This window comes from Comamonas testosteroni, assembly GCF_030505195.1.
GTDB classification, from domain to species: Bacteria; Pseudomonadota; Gammaproteobacteria; order Burkholderiales; family Burkholderiaceae_C; genus Comamonas; species Comamonas testosteroni_G.
Window position 1 is genome coordinate 5,010,652 of record NZ_CP129672.1, and the last position, 19,735, is coordinate 5,030,386.

Consider the following 19,735-nt stretch of genomic DNA (forward strand, 5'->3'; position numbering starts at 1 on the left):
GTGAAACATAACCCGCGCTGTACCTTTGGCTACCGCTCGTTGATCTTTCGATCCGACGAGGCGGGCAGGAATCGAACCTGCAATCCGGGCACCCATGTAGTTCCACCGGCATTCGCAGCCAGTCATTCAAACCGTTCAACTTCATCCAGGACATCTGCTGCGGGCGACAAGGGGTTGGTGAGACGGGACAGTTTGGATATGTAGTCCCACCAGCATTCGCCAACAACAGATAATCACTTCAACTCACTGGGACTCGAGAGCGATCTTCTCGATCTCGCCTACCCAGTGCTCGGCGCCAAGCCTGCCTTCGGCAAAACTTGCCACCACATCGAACACCGCATCGCTGAAGCCGCCGACATTCAGAATGTCGTCACGCTCCATGGCCTGCGTCGTGCCATAGGGCTGGATGTCTATGCAGACCAGCCGGGCGTCGGGGTTGCGCTGCTTGATGCGCTCCCACTGCAACATGGTTTCGGTGGCACCGCGGCGCACACCATCGACCCAGGACTCGTTGTCCGAGACCATGATCACCATATCCACCCTTGCCTTTTCATCGGCCAACTGCTTCAGTGGTGCACTGCAGTTGGTACCGCCGCCGCCGATCTTTGCTAGCTTGGTCGCATTGGTCATCACCGAGTCGCGGCCGTTGAGCTCCAGCTTCACCACCTTCTGCTCGAAGGGCAGTACACGGGCCGTCCTGTTCTTGCGCAGCACGGCGGCGGCCATCAGGCCGGCCACATCGATGCAGCGCACCGCCGTGGTGGCTCCGGTGCGATAACCCGTCACTGGGCTGTGCATGGAGCCTGATACATCGGGGCAGACCACTACCGCTCCTGCAAAGCAGGGCACATTGGCAATGGCATGCTCCATGGCATCTTGCAGCGCATCGCGCACCTGGGCCGGTACCTGCTCACCGGCAGCCTGGTAGGCCGACAGCAGTTGGTAGGGCATGGCACGGGCCTTGGCCACGGCGTCGGCATCTCCCAGCTTGTGGGCGACCAGTGCCGCCATTCCCTTGATCTCGAACACGCCATGGCGTGCAAAGGTGTTGAGGTTCTGGCGCACCATCTGCCATGAGCCGCTGCGGGCGATCTGCGCCCATTGCTGGGCTTTCAGCTCAAGTGCGGTCAGCATCTGAAACGGCACATCAGGCAGCTCGGCACTCACCAGGCCCTGGGCCGCATCGCGCTTGAAACGCTCGAAGGCCTGGGTGATGGGAGGCAGAGATGCCTCATCAAAAGGCTTGCCGATCAACCAGGCAAACCATGCGGAACGCCAAGCCTCCTGAGGCTTGGGGTGCACCATCTTCACCACATCGGCGAGCGATGGCTGCTTGCCCACGCAAGCGCTGAGCAGTTGCTTCTCGCTCGCATTGAGCAGCCAGTTCTGCACCAGCTTCTTGGGTGCCGAGCCCAGGGACTTGCGACCCATGGCGCCGCTGCGCACGATCTGCACAAAGTTGCGCAGCATCTTGCCGTTGTCGATCACGCGGCCAAACACCTGGCTCAGCAGCGCGGTATCCCATACAGCCAGCGCGGCAGCCAGAGTGGCTGGCATGTCCTTCATATAGCCGCGTTGGCGGGCATAGACGGCCGTCTGGGCGGTAAAGCGCGTGTCCACCTCCAGCACCAGATTGCCCAACTGCTCCAGCTGATCCTGACCGCTGGCATAGAAAGTCTGGCTCAGGCAGCCGGTCACGGCCATCTGGGCCAACTGGTGGCGGGGGCTGAAGGCATAGGCTGCGGCGCCTTCCTGATTGACCGTGTTGGCGGCTGCAGTCAGTGCGCCGCGGCTGGTTTGAAACAATTGCGTGTTGACCATTCTTCTTCTCCTGTTTGCATTCAACTTGCAGATGCTTAGGTTATTGCAAGCGGTGTGCCAACTTCTTGAAAGTGGAGTGGTTAAATTTTAAGTTATTGAATTAATTGGATAAATTTCATTTCAATTGCTTTTGGTGGCAGATGCGGTGGAAGAGGAATTGAAATATTATTAGAATTAAAGATAGATATTTATCCAAAAAGATATGTCAAAAAAGAATGTGGTGATTGGCTTCATGGGAACGCAGCTCGATTCAGGGCAGGGAGCAGGGCGCTGGAGCAAGTGGCGGCCTACGGTATCTCTGATGCAGCATGAAGACCAGGTGATAGACCGGCTGGAGCTGCTGTACTCCAGCCGCTACGACAAGCTGGCGCAGACCCTGGTGCAGGACATTGCCAATGTCTCGCCCGAAACCCGGGTCAATCTGGTGGACTCCGATGTCCAGGACCCTTGGGATTTTGGCGAGATGTATGCCTCGCTTTACGACTGGGCGCGCAATTACCGCTTTGATACCGAGCGCGAGAATTACTGGGTACACATCACCACGGGCACCCATGTGGCGCAGATTTGCATGTTCCTTATGGTGGAGTCGCGCCAGATACCGGGTGTGCTGCTGCAGACCTCGCCACCGCGCAAGCAGCAGATGGGCTCGCCGGGCAACATGATCCTGATCGATCTGGACCTCACGCGCTACGAAGCCCTGGCCCAGCGCTTCCATCTGGCCCAGACCGAGGCGCTGGACTTCCTCAAGAACGGCATAGCCACGCGCAACCCGCAGTTCAACCAGTTGATTGAAGAGATAGAGCGCGTGGCGATTCGCTCGCGTGCACCGATTCTTTTCACCGGGCCCACGGGTGCGGGCAAGTCGCATCTGGCGCGGCGCATCTTCGAGCTCAAGAAATCGCGCCACCAGGTGGCCGGCGATTTTGTCGAGGTCAACTGCGCCACCTTGCGTGGTGACGGCGCGGCCTCCACCTTGTTCGGCCACAGAAAGGGAGCGTTCACCGGGGCGGCGGCAGACCGTGCTGGCCTGCTGCGCACGGCGCATGAAGGCGTGCTGTTTCTCGACGAGATCGGCGAGCTCGGTCTGGACGAGCAGGCCATGCTGCTCAAGGCCGTGGAGGAAAAGCGCTTTTTCCCCATGGGCAGCGACAAGGAGGTCAGCAGCGATTTTCAGCTCATAGCCGGCACTCACCGTGACCTGCGCGTCGATGTGGCCGAGGGGCGCTTTCGCGAAGACCTGTTTGCGCGTATCAATCTCTGGTCCTATACCTTGCCGGGCCTGGCACAGCGCCCCGAAGATCTGGAGCCCAATATCGACCACCTGCTGCTTCGCGCCGTGGCCGAGACCGGCAGCTCCGTGCGCTTCAACGCCGAGGCCAGGGCGCTGTATCTGCAGTTCGCCAAGTCTGCCCAGGCTCCCTGGAGCGGCAACTTCCGCGACCTTGCGGCCAGCATCACGCGGCTGGCCACGCTGGCCGACAGCGGTCGCATCACGACCAGGCAGGTGGAGGCCGAGATCAAGCGCCTGGACTGGCTGTGGCAGCATTCGCAAAGCCATGTTCTGCCCAAGGCTGAGGTGGATCTGGGCGACTATCTGTCCGAAGACGCCATCGCCCAGATCGATCTGTTTGACCGCTTGCAACTGCAGTCCGTCATCGCCGTCTGCCGCGCATCGACCACGCTGTCCGATGCGGGTCGCAAACTGTTTGACCAGTCGCGCCAGCAAAAAGCCGTGGTCAACGATGCAGACCGGCTGCGCAAATTTCTGCATAAATTTGGTTTGAATTGGGAGCAGCTCAAACAAACATATTGATAGCTGCTTGCGCTTTATCCATAAGGGATTAAGGCCAAAAAGACTTGAAGTTGATGGGGCTGAGCCGCAAGCTTTGCCGGTTCGCAGGCATACTTCGGGCCCATGGCTCATACCTTCTTCTGGCACGACTACGAAACTTTTGGCGCCCAGCCGCGCTATGACCGTCCCGCGCAGTTTGCGGGCATACGCACGGATGACCAGCTCAACGAAATCGGCGAGCCCGTGATGTGGTATTGCCAGCCGGCCAATGACTATCTGCCCGACCCGCAATCCTGTCTGATCACGGGCATCACGCCCCAGCGTGCACTGCAGGAAGGCGTTGCCGAGCATGAATTTGCAGCGCTGATCGAGGCCGAGCTGGCCCAGGCCGGCACTGTGGGCGTGGGCTACAACACGATCCGCTTTGACGACGAGATCACGCGCTTCATGTTCTGGCGCAATCTCATTGACCCTTATGCGCGCGAGTGGCAGAACGGCTGCGGCCGCTGGGATTTGCTCGACGTGGTGCGCATGGTCTATGCGTTGCGCCCCGACGGCATTCAGTGGCCGACAAAGGAAGACGGCACGCCCAGCTTCAAGCTCGAGGATCTGGCCCGCGCCAATGGCCTGCTGCACGAACAGGCCCACGATGCGCTGAGCGATGTGCGCGCCACGATTGCCCTGGCCCGGCTGATCCGCGAAAAGCAGCCGCGCCTGTTTGACTTTGCCTTTGGTCTGCATAAAAAGGACGGCGCCCTGCGCGAGATGGGCCTGCCCGCCACGCAGGAGCACGCGCGCCCCTTTCTGCATGTGACCGGCATGATCAGCCCCGCGCGCGGCTGTCTGGGCGTGATGTGGCCGCTGGCTACCCACCCCACCAACAAGAACGAAGTCATCTGCTGGGATCTGGCGGCCGACCCGGCCGAGCTCTCGGGCATCAGCATCGAAGACCTGCGTCTGCGTTTGTTCACGCGTCAGGCCGAGCTGCCCGAGGGCGTGAGCCGTCTGCCCATCAAGAGCATCCACGTCAATAAGTCGCCCATGGTGGTGGGAAGCCTCAAGACCCTGAGCCCCGCAATGGCTGAAAAATGGGGTGTGGACATGGAGCTGGCGATGCGGCATGCGGCGATTGCCCGCGACCTGCCCGACATGAGCGCGCAATGGAAGGCCGTCTTCACGCGCGAGGCGGGTGAGCCGCTGGACGTGGACCAGGATCTGTATGGCGGCTTTGTAGGCAACGAGGACCGACGCCGTCTTGAGCGCATCAAGCGCCTCTCGCCGCAGGAGCTGGCGCTGGACAAGACCGGCTTTGATGACGCACGTCTGACCGAGCTGGTCTGGCGCTACCGTGCGCGCAACTTCCCTATGACGCTGAATGCCGCCGAGCAGCAGCGCTGGGAGGAGCACCGCGCGGCCTGCCTGATCGAAGGCCAGGGCGGCGCACGTACGGCCGAGCAGATGTTTGCCATGATCGACAGCCTGTCAGAAACCGCCGACGAGCGCGCCGAGGAGATTCTGGGCGAGCTCTATGACTATGCCGATGCCATGGTGCCCGAACTCTGATCGCGCTGAACCTCAATAAACAAGGCTGCCTGGCAGCCTTTTTTATTTTGTCCCGATGTTTCAAAGTCCGTGCATAGGGGGCCTTGACCTAGCGTCGCGGCAGTATGTCCAGTTCCGCCATGCTGGGCAGGAAACTGCCGTTCCATACGGCGTTGGCCGGCACCGGGTTCTTGGTGGCATAGGCTTTGGCGACCTGCTCGGCCATCCTGGCCAGACGCTCGGTGCGCAACTGGCCGAAGCCTTCTTCGCGTGCGCCCTTGCTGTCGATGGCGGTCTCAATCGTCAGCTTCAGGCGTTTGACCTCCTGCGGCACGTTGACCAGTCCGTCCTTGGCTTTCATGGACGCAATGGCGGCTTCGGGATTGGCAATGCCTTCCCTGGCCCCACGCGCAAAGGCCTTGAGGAAGGCGCGCACGGCTTCCGGTTTTTCGGCAATCAGCCTGGGGCTGGCGATGATCACATTGCCGTAGAGCTGAACGCCATGCGTGGCGTAGGGCAGGACCACCACATCCTCGCGCTTGATGCCGCGGGCCTCCAGATTGAGCAGGCTGGTGAAGGTATAGCCGGTGACGGCATCCAGATCGCCGCGCGCCAGCATGGTTTCGCGCAGTTGCGGCTCCATGGTGCTCCATTGCACATCGCCCACGCCATTGGCCTGGGCGAAGATGGGGAAGGTGCGGCGGCCTGCGTCAAAGATGGGGGCTCCCATTTTCTTGCCCGTCAGGTCGGCGGCCTTGGTGATGCCCGACTTCTTGAGTGCCATCACCGAGGCCGGTGTGGTGTTGTAGATCACCATGATCGCCACAGGCTTGATGGGCGCATCGGGGTTGTTGGCGTGGAATTCCATCAGCGCGGCGAGGTCGGCAAAGCCCAGGTCATGGGTGCCGGAGGCCACGCGCTGGATGGCACCCGCACCGCTGGCGGCCTCCACATTCACATCCAGACCGGCCTGTTTGAAATAGCCTTTTTGCTCGGGGTGAACAAACAGGGCTGCTGGTCCTTCGAAGCGCCAGTCCAGCTGGAACTTGAGCGGCGTGTCCGCCGCCTGGGCCGAGCTCCAGCTCAGGGCTGCAGCAGCCGTGGCGGCCTGAAGAAAGGTTCGTTTGCGCATATGGCTCCTTGGTTTATCGATGGCTAAGGGACTGCTGCTTGTGCGCAAGATCGATGCCAATGTGTATACAAAGCATGAACTGCTGAAGAGGGCACTGCGACGGTGCGTGCCGGACCTGCGTGTCCGGCTCTGGTGCATGGGGCGCCTGCGATGGTGCGTGGCCGTGCGCAGATCGAGCGCGGGTCGGCTGGCAGGCATCCGGCATGAATATTGCAATCCTGTGCAGCTTCAGGGCTGCTGCTGATTGCGCAGCCTGCTATCGAATCCATACCAGATCCGCCGCCAGGGCGAGAGCTGCCGCAAAGGCCGGGAGAGACTGCAATGACCGAAATTGATTTTGCGCAACTGGACACCTATGCCCGCTACAAACTGATGGCCAGCCTGATCGTGCCGCGCCCGATTGCACTCGTGACCACGCTAGGTGTCGATGGCACGGTGAACGCGGCGCCTTTCAGCATGTTCAACATGATGGGCGAGGACCCGCCGGTGGTCATGCTCAGCGTCAACAAGCGCCAGGATATGGCGCAGAAGGACACGGCCACCAACATCCTGCGCACGAGCGAATTCGTGGTGCACATCACTGACGAGGCCATGGCCTCTGCCATGCATCGCTGCGGTGACAGTCTGCCGCCCGAGCACAGCGAGTTGCTGCACACAGGCCTGACGGCAACCCCGTCGCAGAGCGTGCAGCCGCCGCGCATTGCCCAGGCGCCGGTGGCCTTTGAATGCGTGTTGCATGAGACGCTGGAGACCGAGAGCCGCTATGTCTTTATCGGCCGAGTCCAATGGCTGGCCGTGCGCGAAGGGCTGGTGGACACCGAGAAATGGCGGGTGCGTCTTCAGGAGTTCTTCCCCGTGGGGCGTTTTGGGGCGAGCTTCTACGTCAACTGCCGCGACCGCTTTGCCGTCGAGGCCGATGAGGGCCGGGCGCCCGCGTTGAGCGTCACGGCCAGCACGGTCATTGACGAGATGTAGGCCTGTTCAGGTGATCTGCTGCAGATTGCTGCGGGCCTGGGCCTCCAGCAGTTGCCGAAAGTGCGGCGTGGCATAAATGAAGGCCTGGTCCAGAAAGCCGCGCAGCACCTGCTTGCGCTTGAAGCCATAGACCAGACGCGGCACCCAGGCATATTCGGCGGCGACTTGGCGGTCGTATTCGGCAAAGCGTACGGGGTCAGCACCCAGAATCGCCAGATCGATATCGACCAGCAGCCGGGCATCGGCATCGGCTGGCGTGGTCTTGTGGCAGGTCGCCATGATCAGCTCATGCACTCGCCGCCAGCAGGCCTCGGGCGCGCCCGAGGCCTGCAGTTCCTGTGCCGCCCAGTCGGCGCTGCGCAGCTCGTTGTCGCTGGCTTTGATGTCGTAGACGGCATCGTGAAACCAGAGTGCCACAGCCACTTCGCCGGGCCGCTGCGCCTGTGCCCAGACGCAGTCGAGTTGGCCCAGGCATTCGGCCAGATGCTGCTGGGTGTGATAGTGGCGTTGGGGTTCGGCCCAGGCTGCGAGCAGGCGTTGCAGCAGATCTGCGGGGGGCGTCAGGCCCAGGGCCTGCCATGTACGCTGCCAGGAGGCTTGGAACAGGGAAGCTGCAGTGTCCATGGCTTTGCTCTCTGAATGATTTGATGAAAAACGGCTTGCAACGCCCGCCAGTTCTGAGATTTATCCAAAAAACTGATAGCAAACCACGATGGCAGCGACCACGCCGGCCAGCTCGGCCACCAGCGCGCAGGGCACGGCATGGCGCGCGCGCTGAATGCCCACGGCACCAAAGTACACGGCCAGCACGTAGAACGTGGTTTCGGTGCTGCCCTGAATCGTGGCAGCAGCCAGAGCCGCAAAACTGTCCACGCCCTGGCTTTGCATGGTCTCGATCAGCATGGCGCGGGCCGCGCTGCCGGAAAAGGGCTTGACCAGTGCCGTCGGCAGGGCGTCGACAAAGCGGGCATCCACGCCAAGGGCATCTACTGCCCAGCGGATGGCTGAGAGTGCATATTCCAGTGCGCCCGAGGCGCGAAACACGCCCACGGCGCAAAGCATGGCGACCAGATAGGGCAACAGGCCTTTGGCGACATCAAAGCCCTCTTTGGCACCCTCGATAAAGCTGTCGTACACGGCGACCTTGCGCAGCGCGCCCAGACCCACGAACAGTACGATCAGCATAAACAGCGTGAGGTTGCCCATCAGCGATGACAGCTGGGCCAGTGCCGCCGCGCTGAGCGTGGTGAGAAACGCCATAAAAGCGCCCAGCGCCAGTGCCACGGGCAACAGATAGGCCAGCACCACGGGGCTGAAGATGGGCAGGCGCTGCACCAGAGCCACGCTGAACATGCCCACCAGTGTAGAGGCGGAAGTGGCCAGCAGAATCGGCAGGAAGACCAGCGTCGGATCGGCCGCACCCTGCTGCATGCGGTACATGAAGATGGTGACCGGCAGCAGCGTCAGCGACGAGGCATTGAGCACGAGAAACAGAATCTGCGCATTGGTCGCGGTGTCGGGCTGCGGGTTCAGCTCCTGCAAAGCACGCATGGCCTTGAGGCCCATGGGCGTGGCCGCGTTGTCCAGCCCCAGCCCGTTGGCGGCAAAGTTCAATGTGATCAGGCCCAGTGCTGGGTGACCGCGCGGCACCTCGGGCATGAGCTTGGCAAACAGCGGGCCCAGCATCTTTGCCAGCCATTCGACCACGCCCGCCTTTTCTGCAATGCGCAGAAAGCCCAGCCACAGCGTGAGCGTGCCAAACAGCAGCACCATCACTTCGACCGACAGCCTGGCCATGGCGAACAGGGCCTGAACCATGGATGAGAACACCTGGGCTTGACCGCCCAGCAGCCACTGCGCGAGCGCAGCTGCCGCTGCCACGAGAAAAAAACCGAGCCACAAGGCATTGAGCATATAAGCGCCTGTTTTGTACTGCAGCCGATTGTGGCGCGAAACCGGGGCAGCAATGGCACACTGTGGCTCCTTGGTTGCCCGGGAGAGCATGGCGGGCTCTCAGATGTTTTGAATCAGACAGGGACAGTGGACGGATGACAGCAAAGCAAGTTCTCTGGGAGCAGCCCTATGGCAAGGGGCTGGCCCTGTTGATGTGTCTGTTCGGTTTTCTTGGCCTGATGAGCGGATGGATGTTGCTGGAGGCCGATTTTTCAGACGGCTGGCGCAATGCCGCCAGGATCCAGTGGGCGCTGGTGCTGCAGGCCATGCTGGCGCTGAACTCGGCCATGTGCTTCACGCTGGTGTGGCTGCTGTGGACGCGCAATCGCGCGGCTTTGCTGCTGGGCGCTCTTTACGTGATGCTCGGCGTGGTCAGCCAGGCTGGCATGTTCTGGTATGTCAGCAGGCTCGGCAGCCAGGTCGATATGCTGTCGCTGGGCCTGTGGCTGGGAGAGGCCATCTTCTGGTTCTGCATTGTGGGCTATCTCTACTGGCTCAGAAGTCGCGGCGTGCTGCGCTGATCCGAACTCAAGGCGTTGCCAGCACGCGCATCAATTGCCCATTGGATGAATCGGTGAGCAGGTACAGCAGGCCGTCCGGTCCCTGGCGCACATCGCGTACGCGCTGGCCCAGGCGCGGCAGCAGCACTTCGGTGGCGGTGACCCTGCCATCGGCGATCTGCAGGCGCTGCAGTTGCATGCCTTTGAGTGCACCCGTGATGAACGAGCCTTTCCAGGCCACGCCATAGCGCTCGCTGCTCAGATAGGCGAGTCCAGAGGTAGCGATGGACGGTACCCAGTAATGCCGGGGTTGTTCCATGCCCGTCTTTTCGGTGATGCCGGCACCGATCTTGCCGCCACCATAGTTTTCGCCGTATGTGATGACGGGCCAGCCGTAATTCTTGCCCGGCTCGATGCGGTTGAGTTCATCGCCGCCCTGCGGGCCATGTTCTGTCATCCAGAGCTCGTCTCCTGGCCCCAGCGCCGCACCCTGGCTGTTGCGGTGGCCATAGCTCCAGATCTCGGCCAGCGCATCGGGCCTGCCCGCAAAGGGGTTGTCGCGAGGCACGCTGCCATCCTTGTTGACGCGCACGATCTTGCCCAGATGGGTTTGCAGATTCTGGGCCTCCTGCATGGCCTTGTAGCGCTCTCCGAGCGTCAGAAACAGCGAGCCGTCGGGTTTGCCGTTCACCTTGCGTTCCACGATGCGGCAGCCGAAGTGCAAGGCCGAATCGATCTTGGGGCGCTGGCTGAACAGAATCTGCACGTTTTCCAGAGAGCCGGCGTCGGCCGAGAGCTGGGCTTTGGCCAGGGCCGTGCTGTTCTTGCCTCTGTCCGCACCTTGCCCCGGCTCCGAGAAGCAGAAATAGAGCTGGCGGTTGCTGGCAAAGTCGCTGTCCAGCACCACATCCAGCAGGCCGCCTTGCCCGGCGGCGGCGATGGCGGGAAGGCCTTTGAGAGGGGCGTTGAGCCTGCCCCCGGCCTCCACAGTGCGCATGCGGCCGGGGCGCTCCGTGACCAGATAGCGTCCGTCCGGCAAAAAGGCCAGTGCCCAGGGGTGCTCCAGCCCCGTTGCCACGGTTTGCGTGCTCAGCTCGGCGGCCGCCAGTGCCTGCGAGCCGAGCAGGGCCAGCACACTGCACGCGAGGGCATGAATGGTGATGCGGTGCATTTTTTCCTCCTGGGTGGGCGGTCAATCGCTTGCTGTTTGCCTGTATTTATGACCCGGACTTGATGCAGTTTGCCGACAAAAGATTGCGCGCAGGTGTATAAATCCGGCTTTTGCTCGCCGATGTTTTGGCGGGCGGCTTGCGTGTGCATAGCGCGGGTTTTGACAACATTCAACAAGGAACGCAGCCATGGGCGCGCAATGGAAAGCAAAGGGCAAGGCGCTGGTCGCCGATGCCAAGGGTAAGCTGTTTGGCAAGCTGGTCAAGGAAATCATGGTTGCCGCCCGTCTGGGCGGCGGCGACCCTGCTGCCAACTCGCGCCTGCGCATGGCGGTGGAAGCGGCCCGCAAGGCTTCCATGCCCAAGGACACGCTGGATCGCGCCATCAAGAAGGGCGCCGGCGTTGGTGCCGACGCAGTGAACTATTCCAGCGTGCTGTTTGAGGGCTATGCCCCTCATCGTGTGCCAGTGATGGTGGAATGTCTGACCGACAATCCCAATCGCACGGCTCCCAATATGCGTGTCTGCTTCCGCAAGGGCCAGATGAGCGCCGTGGCCTGGGATTTTGACCATGTGGGCATGATCGAAGGCGAGCCTGAAAACGGTGCCGACGTCGAAATGGCCGCCATCGAAGCCGGCGCGCAAGACTTCGAAGCGGGCGAAGAAGAAGGCACCACCCTGTTCATTACCGATATTGCCGATCTGGACGCCGTGAGCAAGGCTTTGCCCGCGCAAGGCATCAAGGTGCTGTCGGTCAAGCTGGGCTACAAGGCCAAGAACCCCATCAGCATGGGCAGCCTGTCTGCCGAGCAGCAGGAAGAAGTGCAGGAATTCCTGGCCGGTCTGGAAAACGACGACGATGTGCAGCATGTCTACGCAGGTCTGGTGGACTGAAGTCATCGCAGCATGGCAAAACGAGCGGCCCCGGGGTCGCTCTTTTTTTGCCCCGAGTCGCCCCCGGCCGGCGGCCCGGCAGCCGCTTTCTATACTGCAAGCCTGCTGAACTGTCTTGTGGATCGACTTCATGGTTTTTTTACCTCGCATTCCCGCGCCTGTTTCCCTGACCGCTATGGCGGTGGCCTTGTTGCTGGCGGGCCCTGCGCCACAGGCGGCCGAGCCTGAAAGGCTGACGGGGGGTGCGCGACAGGCGGATTCGCCTGCCGAACAGGATTTGCCTTTTTTCAGGCTGCGCCGTGCCGTGGTCGAGGCCGCGCAGGCCAAACGCTGGGACGATGCCATCGCCCAGGCGCGCAAGCTGCTGGACATGACGCTGCCACGCGGCAATCCTTACGAGCAGCTCGATGCCTCCGGTTTGCTCTACACCTTGCTTTATCAGCAAGGGCAGTACGCGCAGGCCGTGTTGCAGACCGACCAGATGATGGCTCTGGCCGCAGCCGAGGGCTACGACCCGGTCAGCGGTCAGATGCAGGCGCTGATACAGCGGGGCCTGACGGCCGCCATGATGGCTGGCGATCAGGAGGCATTGGCTCGCTATCTGCAGGCGCTTTGGCAGGAATCCAAGGCTTTTGCGCCGCTGTGGCAGTGGGATGCGGAACACAAGCAACTGCACTACCAGGCCGCGCAGCTCAGCGTGCCGCTGGTGCAGGGGCGCTGGGTACTGGTCCAGCTGGAGCCGGCCAGGGATCGCAACGACTCCGCGAACCTGGAGTACGTCTATCTGAAGCCCGATGGCAGGCGCTTGCGGGTCCGCATGCGGCTCGGTTATGACGATGGTCTTAAAGACATGGACGCTGCAGCCAGGCAGAAGTCGTTGCAGCAGGAGCATGGCATTTTTGCCCGCGAGCAGACGCCAGCGCTTGGGCTGAGGCTGCCGGCCTTGCCGTTCGCCGACGCTGTGCAAAGTCAGCAGGCCAGCCGCGAGAAAAAAGAAGAGGGGAGGCCCGACATCCTGCATCTGGATTGGGGGCTGGTGCGCGGCAACTGGAAATTGAGCCTGCACGCCGAGCAAATGGACAGCGAGCGTGATAGCGCGCTGCTGCAGCTACCCCAGCTGTGGCAGGCCATGCAATGGCCCAAAGCGCCCGAGCTGCCGCCAGAGCTACCGCGCCAGGAGCGCGAGGTGGCCAGTGCCTGGCGGGTCGATGAGGACTGGTCCAGGGCCGGTCAACTGGCCCGCGCGGCCTTGGTAGATGCCCAGTTCCCCGCCGAGCTGGCGCGCCTGAATACGGTGGCGGGCATCTCGGCCTTCAAGGTCGGTCAGAAAGCCGAGGCCAGCCGCTATCTGGATCAGGCGCTGCAGGCCTGGCCCTATGTCAGCCTGTTCAGGCTGGAGTCCGAGCTGGTGGACCAGGCTCAGCAATATGGGGCCGAGCTGGCGGCGCAGCAGGGCCGCGACGCCGATGCCGCTCGACTGATGCGCCAGTACCTGCGCAATGCAGGCGGGCTGCAGAACATCTGGGTGCAGGCCCAGGAGCCGCAGGTGGCCGATCTGGAAAATCGGCGCACCGGCATGGTGCTGCCCATGCGTGCAGCAGGCTTTCATCTGCAAGAGCCTAAGGATTCGCAGCGCATGATGTACCGCGATCTGATGACTGGGCAACTGCTGGGTCTGACCACGGGGCTGAAGATCCCCGAGTCCGACGAGGCGCAGGAAAAGCTGCTTCGCACCGCGCTGGAAAAGCAGTTTCGCTTGAAGGCAGAGAGCTTGAAGAAGCGCAGCTTCACTGCGCAGACGCGCACCAGGGACCGCCGGCCTGAAGGTCGCGAATGGACGTTTGAAGTGAGCCCGCAGGAGAGCAGGCCGGGCGCAGCTCCCGTCAAGCGCGTCGTCTTCTGGATCGTTGACCAGGGCGCAAGCCGAGCCATCCTGCGCGCTTCGGTGGCGAGTCCGCGCGAGCAAACCCGGGCCGAGCAGCTGGCCCAGGCGCTGAGTTGGTAGCTTTTTAGCTATTGATTCTTATTGTTGATTCTTATTTGATAGCTGCTTTCTCAGGCTGGGTAAGGGATGTCTGCTGATTTTGCTGAAATTCATTGGCAATCAGCGCCAGCCCCTGCCGGTAGCTGGTAACGGAAAACCCCGGAAATGCCTGCTTGAACTCTCTGAAGTCAAACAGATTGTCGTGGGCATAGCGGGGCAGCAGCTCTCGCAGCTCTGCCACGGGCTTGGAGATCAGGCCGGCTGCGCTCAGTGTCCAGCGGGGCAGCAGGCGATGGCGGGAAAACCTGCAAGAGCGGCCAAAGCTCTGGCTGGCCCAGCAGATCAGCTGCTTGTAGCTGGGACGCTCATCGTCGCACGGCAGATTCCAGGTCTGGCCGTAAGCATCAGGCGTCCAGATGAGGGTGCGCAGACGGTCGTCACGCACGGGGGCCAGAGGTGTCTTGCCGGCCTTGAGCCTGTCAATTATCACGGCATGGCCGCCGGTGAAATAAATCGCATCAAAGTCTGCGCGTCCACGGCATCAGGGGCGACCGCGTTGGAGAGCAGGGCCATGCGCGCTGAATCCCCCAGCCATGACTTGGCCGTGGCATCCCGGTTTGGCCATTTCAGCGAGCGCGGCTCCAGCAGCGAGTGGCCGCCCGGCGGGCTGACCAGGTGCTGCGCGTAACCCCGCCGTGCAAAGACCTCCCAGGCATGGCTGAGCTCTGGCAGCCACAGGCCGATGGGCTCGGCAGGATCATCGTAATGGGCGACGTTGCTGAGGACGTGAAGAATGCGACGAGGCATGGGGAGTCTCCTGTGGCTCCCAACTTAAGCTTGAAGTGCAGTTCAATGTCAAGCCTGCGATGTGCTTTAAGTATTCCTGTTTTGATAGCTATCATCGCTTGATAGGTAAGGGAGTGAGCTGGTTTTATTGATATTTGCCGAGCCGCGCTGTCAGCCATCCCGCTTTGTGATGGGGGAGGGCCCCAGCCTGGCTGCTGAGGTTTGCTTTATGCGTTAAGTTTCAAGCTGCTGTCCCTGAGTGTGCACATGCTTGGCGGACCAGCATTTCCCGGATTTGTCTTGAAAGGTGCCCATGGTGCACAAGCGTTCTCTCGTAAAAGCCCTGGCGGTTGCCGCCCTTGTACCTTCCGCCCTGGTACCTGCCGCATTGCTGGCCCAGGCCCAGGATCTGGCTGTGACCGTTGGCGTGACGGCCGGCCCTCACGCCCAGATTGCCGAAGTGGCCAAGCAGGTTGCAGCCAGGCAGGGCCTGAAGGTCAGGCTGGTGGAGTTTGGCGACTTCATCCAGCCCAATGCGGCGCTGTCCACTGGCGATCTCGACGCCAACATCTACCAGCACCAGCCCTTCCTCGATGCCCAGAACAAGGACCGTGGCTACAAGCTGGTGCCCGTGGCCAAGGCCGTGAACCAGCAAATGGGCGTGTACTCCAAGAAGGTCAGAAAGCTGGCCGATCTCAAGAGCGGCGCGCGCGTGGGCATTCCCAACGATCCCACCAATGGCTCGCGTGCTCTGATGGTGCTGGCCAAGCAGGGATTGATCACGCTCAAGGCCGATGCCGGTGCGCGCGCCTCGGTGCTGGACATCACGGCCAATCCCAGAAAGCTCAGGTTTGTCGAGCTTGAAGCCGCCCAGCTGGCCCGTGCCCTTGATGATCTGGATGCCGCGGCCGTCAACAGCAGCTATGCCGTGGCGGCCGGCCTGTCCCCTCAGGGCGACTCGCTGGCGCTGGAAGATGTGAACACGCCTTATGTGACCGTACTCATCGTCACGCGTGCCGGTCATGAAAACAGCAAAGGCCTGCAGGCGTTTGTGAAGGCCTACCAGTCACCTGAGGTCAAGGCCTTTGTGGAAAAGACCTTCAAGGGTGCTTACACAACCGCATGGTGAGTGCATGAATCAGCCCTGGAATCAACTGGATGAGGCGCTGTTCGAGCGCGCCAAGACTTTGCTGGACGAGGAATGGCTGAGCCGTGACGCCGATCTGGCGTCGCTTCTGCCCGTGGTGCTGGAGCGCGGCGTAGGCCAGGATTGGCACAAGGCCGGCACTTTTCGCCACCATCTGGCAGGCGTGGCGCGCTCTCTGGCGCTATGGCAGCAACCCAGGGAGGTGCGCCAGCTGGGTCTGCTGCACAGTGTCTACGGCAATGCCTTTGTCGATCTGGTCAAGTTCGATGCCGGCAACGAGCGCGAGCAGCTCAAGCGCCTGGTCGGAGAGCAGGCCGAGCATCTGGTCTACCTGTTTTGCACCATGAGCCGTACCCAGTTCGTGCAAAAGCTGTTGGCGGGCGAGCTGGGAGCCGACGGCAGCTTGCAGATCGAGCGCAGCGGCCCCGAGCCGCGCGAGACCCTCAGGCTCACGGCCTATGAAGTGGCTGTATTCGCGATCGTCAGCATGGCCGACAGCATGGAGCAGTGGTTCAGCTGGCAGGAAGACATCTATTCGCGTTTCCCGGCCGTGGACCACAGTCGTCAGCAGGCCGTGCACTGGGCGGCGTCGCTGTGGCCCGGCCCCATGCGCCCCAGCAGCCGCATGCTCAGCCAGATCAGCGGCCTGGGCCATGCGCTGCAGCATCCTGCGCTCAAGACCCAGCTGCCGCTGCCGCCCGTGTTTGCAAGCGGCAGCCAGTTGCTGAGCGCGGGCAACGAGGCTGCGGCGGTGGCGCTGTACTGGTCGGTGATTCAGCTCGATCAGCCGCTGGTCGATCTGGACGCTGCCACCGCCACGCTGGAGCAGGCTGTGACCCTCAACCCCTGGGTGGGCGAGCCGCAGATGGTGCTGGCCCAGCTATACCTGAGCGCGGGCCGCAGCGCCGAGGCCGCTCGGGCTGCCGAGAGCGCGCTGCAATGCTTTTGCACCTGGGGCAATGCCTGGGACAAGCGCGTGCAGTGGGATGCCTGGATTGCCTGGACGCGTATCTTGCTGCAGTCGGCCCGGCAAGGCAGCTGGCCTGCGCGGCTGGATAAGCTCAACAATATGGCGCTGCGCTAGCGCTGACCAGCCGAGGCTCAGGCGTCTGTTCGCCAGGCGCTGCTGTTTTAGAGCAGGTTTCAGGCAAAGAGAACCCCCGGCAGTCTGGCGGCTGCCGGGGGTTTTCGATTGAGGCGAAAGCCGCTTACTTGGTGCCGAAGATACGGTCGCCCGCATCACCCAGGCCGGGCAGGATGTAGCCATGGCTGTCCAGCTCGCGGTCCACGGCGGCGGTGTAGATGTCCACATCGGGGTGGGCGGCCTGCATGGTCTTCACGCCTTCGGGTGCGGCCAGCAGGCACATGAACTTGATGGACTTGGGCGCGCTCTTGTCCTTGAGCTGCTGCACAGCGGCCACGGCCGAGTTGCCGGTGGCCAGCATGGGGTCGACCACGATCACGTCGCGCTCGCCCATGTTTTCGGGCATCTTGTAGTAGTACTCGACGGGCTTGAGCGTCTCGGGGTCACGGTACAGGCCGATGTGGCCGATACGGGCGCCGGGCACCACGTTGAGCATGCCGTCCAGAAAGCCGTTGCCTGCGCGCAGGATGGAGACCAGGGCCAGTTTCTTGCCGTCGATGACCTTGCCCGTCATTTTTTCCATAGGCGTCTCGATCTCGATGTCCTGCAGCGGGAAGTCGCGCGTCAGCTCATAGGCCATCAGCGTGGACAGCTCGCCCAGCATGCGGCGAAAGCTGTTGGTCGATGCTTCCTTGCGGCGCATCAGTGTCAGTTTGTGCTGGACCAGAGGGTGGTCGATCAAATGCAAAGTGCTCATGTTCTTGGTCTTTGTGGTGAAGGCAGGCAGGCCCGCTTGTGGCGGGCTCGTGCTTGCAAAAAATGGGATCAGGCGGATGCGGGCCGGGCCGCAACGGACGCTATTTTCGCTGTCACTCGGACAGCAGGCTGGCAAAACGCTCTAAATCCACATTGCCGCCGCTGATCACAATGCCCACGCGCTTGCCCTTGAGCGGCAGACCGCCGTGGATGGCGGCTGCCAGAGACAGCGATCCCGTGGGCTCGACCACGATTTTCATGCGCTCGGCATAAAAGCGCATGGCCTGGACCAATTGCTCGTCGTTGACGGTAAGAACCTCGTTCACGCGCTGCTGGATGATGGCAAAGGTCAGATCGCCCGGCGCCTGGGTCTGGGCGCCGTCGGCAATGGTGCGCGGCGTATCGATCTTGACGATATGGCCGGCGCGCAGCGACTGCTGCACATCGTTGCCGGCTTCCGGCTCGACCCCGATCACCTTGCATTGCGGAGCCAGGGCGTTGGCGGCCAGCAGACTGCCCGAGAGCAGACCGCCGCCGCCCAGGCAGACAAACAGATAGTCCAGATCCGGCACTTCTTCCAGCAGTTCCTTGGCGGCCGTGCCCTGGCCGGCAATCACGTCGCGGTGGTTGTAAGGCGGGATCAGCGTCATGCCGCGCTCGGTCGCCAGCTTGTCGGCGATGGCTTCGCGGTCTTCGGTGAAACGGTTGTAGGTGACGACCTGGGCGCCATAGCCGCGCGTGGCCGCCATCTTGGAGGCGGGCGCATCCTCGGGCATGACGATCAGGGCCGGCATGTCCAGCAGTTGGGCCGCCTGGGCAATGGCCTGGGCATGGTTGCCGGAGGAAAAGGCCAGGGCACCGCCCTTGCGCTGCTCGGGCGTGAACTGGGCCAGAGCGTTATAGGCGCCGCGAAACTTGAAAGCGCCTATGCGCTGCAGGTTCTCGCATTTGAAAAACAGGCGCGCGCCCAGTTGTTCGTCCATGGTGCGGCTGGTCAGCACCGGCGTGCGGTGGGCTACGCCCTGCAGGCGCTGGGCAGCGGCCACGACATCGTCATAAGTGGGCAGGGGGGCGGTGTTTGTGCTCATGGCAGGACAGGCTGAGGTGGTGACTGAACCCATGATAACGGCGCATGGTCCACTCCGGCCCGAATCGCTGCGTTGCTGCTCAGCTACATGTCGATGGCGGCCAGCGGATCATCAAGAAGATAGAGAAATACGAGAAGAAAAGGCATGCAGCCCTTTATTGGGAAGGGCTGATAGCTATTCAATCAGGAGCGATCGTTCGCTGAAGGAAGTGTCGGTGCAAACGCCTGCAGCGGCTCCAGCGGGGGGAAGTCGCCGGCGCGCTTGGCCTGCATGGCACTCACGGCCTCCATGACATGGCGGTTGCTCCAGATGCCGCTCTGCACCCAGCCCATTTGCTGCAGCGAGTCGCTCACGCTGTGGTCGCGCGCGTAATTGATCACCTGCTTGCTGCCCCAGATGGCCACGGGCGGCTTGGCCGCAATCTCGCGCGCGCAGGCGAGAGCTGCGGTGACGGCGGCTTCGGGAGTCTCATAGACAGCATTGACCAGACCATGGCTGGCGGCCTCCTGGGCAGTCATGCGGCGGCCGGTGTAGGCCAGCTCCTTGACGATGCCCAGCGGCATCAGCTTGGGCAGGCGCTGCAGGCTGCCAAGGTCGGCGGTCATGCCGATATTGATCTCCTGCACGCAGAAAAAGGACTCGGCGCTGGCATAGCGTATGCAGGCAGTGGCCACCAGATCCAGCCCTCCACCCACGCAGGCTCCCTGAATGGCGCAGATCACCGGCATGCGCAGGGCTTCAATCTTGTTGAAGGTGGACTGCAACTGGGCCAGGGTGTCGATGATGGCGGCGCGGCCCTCTGGCGTGCGGTCATTGGGCGCAAAGTCGGGGTCGGCAAAGGTCTCAAGTGCCATGCCTGCGCAGAAATGCTTGCCCGTGCTGCTGATGACCAGGGCGCGCGACTGGCCGCTGCGCTGCAGCGTATCCAGCACCAGGTCCAGCTCCTGCCAGAATCTGGGGTTCAGGGTGTTGAAGGCATCGGGGCGGTTGAGCACCAGATGGGCGATATGGTCGACCAGGTCTAGGCGAAAGCTGCTCAGACCCGCGGTCAGCAAGGTGTCGTCAGAGATATGGGGCATGCCGGCATGGTGTCTTGCGGCATCGGCCGGGCC

Annotated in this window: 16 protein-coding genes and 1 pseudogene; 8 read left to right on the forward strand and 9 right to left on the reverse strand. The window is 62.3% G+C overall.

Features of this window, described 5'->3' with window-relative positions; all coding sequences use genetic code 11:
- Positions 1-243 precede the first annotated feature (243 nt).
- On the reverse strand, positions 244-1,821 hold the full coding sequence (locus QYQ99_RS23035) for a vWA domain-containing protein (RefSeq protein WP_302090175.1): 1,578 nt from the start codon (positions 1,819-1,821) through the stop codon (positions 244-246).
- A gap of 202 nt (positions 1,822-2,023) precedes the next feature.
- Here QYQ99_RS23035 and rtcR point away from each other — a divergent pair, with 202 nt between their 5' ends.
- Both rtcR and sbcB read left to right on the forward strand, forming a co-directional pair.
- Positions 2,024-3,634, forward strand: a complete 1,611-nt coding sequence (gene rtcR, locus QYQ99_RS23040; protein WP_302090176.1) for an RNA repair transcriptional activator RtcR — start codon at positions 2,024-2,026, stop codon at positions 3,632-3,634.
- A 102-nt stretch (positions 3,635-3,736) separates the two neighbouring features.
- Positions 3,737-5,176 (forward strand): exodeoxyribonuclease I, encoded by a 1,440-nt coding sequence (sbcB, locus tag QYQ99_RS23045; protein WP_302090177.1) that lies wholly within the window; start codon positions 3,737-3,739, stop codon positions 5,174-5,176.
- An 88-nt stretch (positions 5,177-5,264) separates the two neighbouring features.
- Here the strand turns inward: sbcB and QYQ99_RS23050 are convergent, their stop codons facing one another.
- Positions 5,265-6,287, reverse strand: a complete 1,023-nt coding sequence (locus QYQ99_RS23050; RefSeq protein ID WP_302090178.1) for an ABC transporter substrate-binding protein — start codon at positions 6,285-6,287, stop codon at positions 5,265-5,267.
- Between the two features lie 321 nt (positions 6,288-6,608).
- On the opposite strand from QYQ99_RS23050, the gene QYQ99_RS23055 reads away from it, so the two are divergent.
- Positions 6,609-7,262 (forward strand): flavin reductase family protein, encoded by a 654-nt coding sequence (locus QYQ99_RS23055; protein ID WP_302090179.1) that lies wholly within the window; start codon positions 6,609-6,611, stop codon positions 7,260-7,262.
- A gap of 6 nt (positions 7,263-7,268) precedes the next feature.
- Here the strand turns inward: QYQ99_RS23055 and QYQ99_RS23060 are convergent, their stop codons facing one another.
- Together QYQ99_RS23060 and QYQ99_RS23065 are read right to left on the reverse strand one after the other, a co-directional pair.
- Entirely contained in the window at positions 7,269-7,886 is a 618-nt protein-coding gene (locus QYQ99_RS23060; protein ID WP_302090180.1) for an HD domain-containing protein, read from the reverse strand.
- A 60-nt stretch (positions 7,887-7,946) separates the two neighbouring features.
- The gene (locus tag QYQ99_RS23065; protein ID WP_302090181.1) at positions 7,947-9,176 is read right to left on the reverse strand and encodes a nucleoside recognition domain-containing protein; all 1,230 of its coding nucleotides are present in this window, start codon (positions 9,174-9,176) and stop codon (positions 7,947-7,949) included.
- Between the two features lie 134 nt (positions 9,177-9,310).
- Here QYQ99_RS23065 and QYQ99_RS23070 point away from each other — a divergent pair, with 134 nt between their 5' ends.
- Positions 9,311-9,736, forward strand: a complete 426-nt coding sequence (locus QYQ99_RS23070) for a virulence factor MviN (protein WP_302090182.1) — start codon at positions 9,311-9,313, stop codon at positions 9,734-9,736.
- Between the two features lie 7 nt (positions 9,737-9,743).
- On the opposite strand, the gene QYQ99_RS23075 is transcribed toward QYQ99_RS23070, so the two are convergent.
- Positions 9,744-10,886: a PQQ-dependent sugar dehydrogenase gene (locus QYQ99_RS23075; protein ID WP_302090183.1), complete on the reverse strand. Its 1,143-nt coding sequence runs from the start codon at positions 10,884-10,886 to the stop codon at positions 9,744-9,746.
- A 187-nt stretch (positions 10,887-11,073) separates the two neighbouring features.
- Between QYQ99_RS23075 and QYQ99_RS23080 the strand changes: the two genes are divergently transcribed.
- Complete coding sequence (locus QYQ99_RS23080) at positions 11,074-11,778, forward strand: YebC/PmpR family DNA-binding transcriptional regulator (protein ID WP_167002829.1); 705 nt, start codon at positions 11,074-11,076, stop codon at positions 11,776-11,778.
- Positions 11,779-11,908: 130 nt separating this feature from the next.
- Positions 11,909-13,783: a hypothetical protein gene (locus QYQ99_RS23085; RefSeq protein WP_302090184.1), complete on the forward strand. Its 1,875-nt coding sequence runs from the start codon at positions 11,909-11,911 to the stop codon at positions 13,781-13,783.
- A gap of 31 nt (positions 13,784-13,814) precedes the next feature.
- Here the strand turns inward: QYQ99_RS23085 and QYQ99_RS23090 are convergent.
- Positions 13,815-14,569 (reverse strand): annotated as a pseudogene (locus QYQ99_RS23090) (hypothetical protein).
- Positions 14,570-14,861: 292 nt separating this feature from the next.
- Between QYQ99_RS23090 and QYQ99_RS23095 the strand changes: the two are divergent.
- Positions 14,862-15,677 carry a MetQ/NlpA family ABC transporter substrate-binding protein gene (locus QYQ99_RS23095; protein WP_302090185.1) on the forward strand — a complete coding sequence of 272 codons (816 nt, stop codon included), beginning with the start codon at positions 14,862-14,864 and terminating at the stop codon, positions 15,675-15,677.
- Positions 15,678-15,681: 4 nt separating this feature from the next.
- Complete coding sequence (locus tag QYQ99_RS23100; protein WP_302090186.1) at positions 15,682-16,779, forward strand: DUF6817 domain-containing protein; 1,098 nt, start codon at positions 15,682-15,684, stop codon at positions 16,777-16,779.
- Between the two features lie 124 nt (positions 16,780-16,903).
- On the opposite strand, the gene upp is transcribed toward QYQ99_RS23100, so the two are convergent.
- The 3 genes from upp to QYQ99_RS23115 form a co-directional block, all read right to left on the reverse strand.
- On the reverse strand, positions 16,904-17,536 hold the full coding sequence (gene upp, locus QYQ99_RS23105; RefSeq protein ID WP_003053872.1) for a uracil phosphoribosyltransferase: 633 nt from the start codon (positions 17,534-17,536) through the stop codon (positions 16,904-16,906).
- A 112-nt stretch (positions 17,537-17,648) separates the two neighbouring features.
- On the reverse strand, positions 17,649-18,623 hold the full coding sequence (locus QYQ99_RS23110; RefSeq protein ID WP_302090187.1) for a threo-3-hydroxy-L-aspartate ammonia-lyase: 975 nt from the start codon (positions 18,621-18,623) through the stop codon (positions 17,649-17,651).
- A gap of 182 nt (positions 18,624-18,805) precedes the next feature.
- Positions 18,806-19,702 (reverse strand): enoyl-CoA hydratase-related protein, encoded by an 897-nt coding sequence (locus tag QYQ99_RS23115; RefSeq protein WP_302090188.1) that lies wholly within the window; start codon positions 19,700-19,702, stop codon positions 18,806-18,808.
- Positions 19,703-19,735 lie beyond the last annotated feature (33 nt).

Excerpts from the sequence above, each read along its gene's own strand:
- QYQ99_RS23035 (WP_302090175.1), bottom strand. The coding sequence starts at position 1,821 with ATGGTCAACACGCAATTGTTTCAAACCAGCCGCGGCGCACTGACTGCA.
- rtcR (WP_302090176.1), top strand. The coding sequence starts at position 2,024 with ATGTCAAAAAAGAATGTGGTGATTGGCTTCATGGGAACGCAGCTCGAT.
- sbcB (WP_302090177.1), top strand. The coding sequence starts at position 3,737 with ATGGCTCATACCTTCTTCTGGCACGACTACGAAACTTTTGGCGCCCAG.
- QYQ99_RS23050 (WP_302090178.1), bottom strand. The coding sequence starts at position 6,287 with ATGCGCAAACGAACCTTTCTTCAGGCCGCCACGGCTGCTGCAGCCCTG.
- QYQ99_RS23055 (WP_302090179.1), top strand. The coding sequence starts at position 6,609 with ATGACCGAAATTGATTTTGCGCAACTGGACACCTATGCCCGCTACAAA.
- QYQ99_RS23060 (WP_302090180.1), bottom strand. The coding sequence starts at position 7,886 with ATGGACACTGCAGCTTCCCTGTTCCAAGCCTCCTGGCAGCGTACATGG.
- QYQ99_RS23065 (WP_302090181.1), bottom strand. The coding sequence starts at position 9,176 with ATGCTCAATGCCTTGTGGCTCGGTTTTTTTCTCGTGGCAGCGGCAGCT.
- QYQ99_RS23070 (WP_302090182.1), top strand. The coding sequence starts at position 9,311 with ATGACAGCAAAGCAAGTTCTCTGGGAGCAGCCCTATGGCAAGGGGCTG.
- QYQ99_RS23075 (WP_302090183.1), bottom strand. The coding sequence starts at position 10,886 with ATGCACCGCATCACCATTCATGCCCTCGCGTGCAGTGTGCTGGCCCTG.
- QYQ99_RS23080 (WP_167002829.1), top strand. The coding sequence starts at position 11,074 with ATGGGCGCGCAATGGAAAGCAAAGGGCAAGGCGCTGGTCGCCGATGCC.
- QYQ99_RS23085 (WP_302090184.1), top strand. The coding sequence starts at position 11,909 with ATGGTTTTTTTACCTCGCATTCCCGCGCCTGTTTCCCTGACCGCTATG.
- QYQ99_RS23095 (WP_302090185.1), top strand. The coding sequence starts at position 14,862 with ATGGTGCACAAGCGTTCTCTCGTAAAAGCCCTGGCGGTTGCCGCCCTT.
- QYQ99_RS23100 (WP_302090186.1), top strand. The coding sequence starts at position 15,682 with ATGAATCAGCCCTGGAATCAACTGGATGAGGCGCTGTTCGAGCGCGCC.
- upp (WP_003053872.1), bottom strand. The coding sequence starts at position 17,536 with ATGAGCACTTTGCATTTGATCGACCACCCTCTGGTCCAGCACAAACTG.
- QYQ99_RS23110 (WP_302090187.1), bottom strand. The coding sequence starts at position 18,623 with ATGAGCACAAACACCGCCCCCCTGCCCACTTATGACGATGTCGTGGCC.
- QYQ99_RS23115 (WP_302090188.1), bottom strand. The coding sequence starts at position 19,702 with ATGCCCCATATCTCTGACGACACCTTGCTGACCGCGGGTCTGAGCAGC.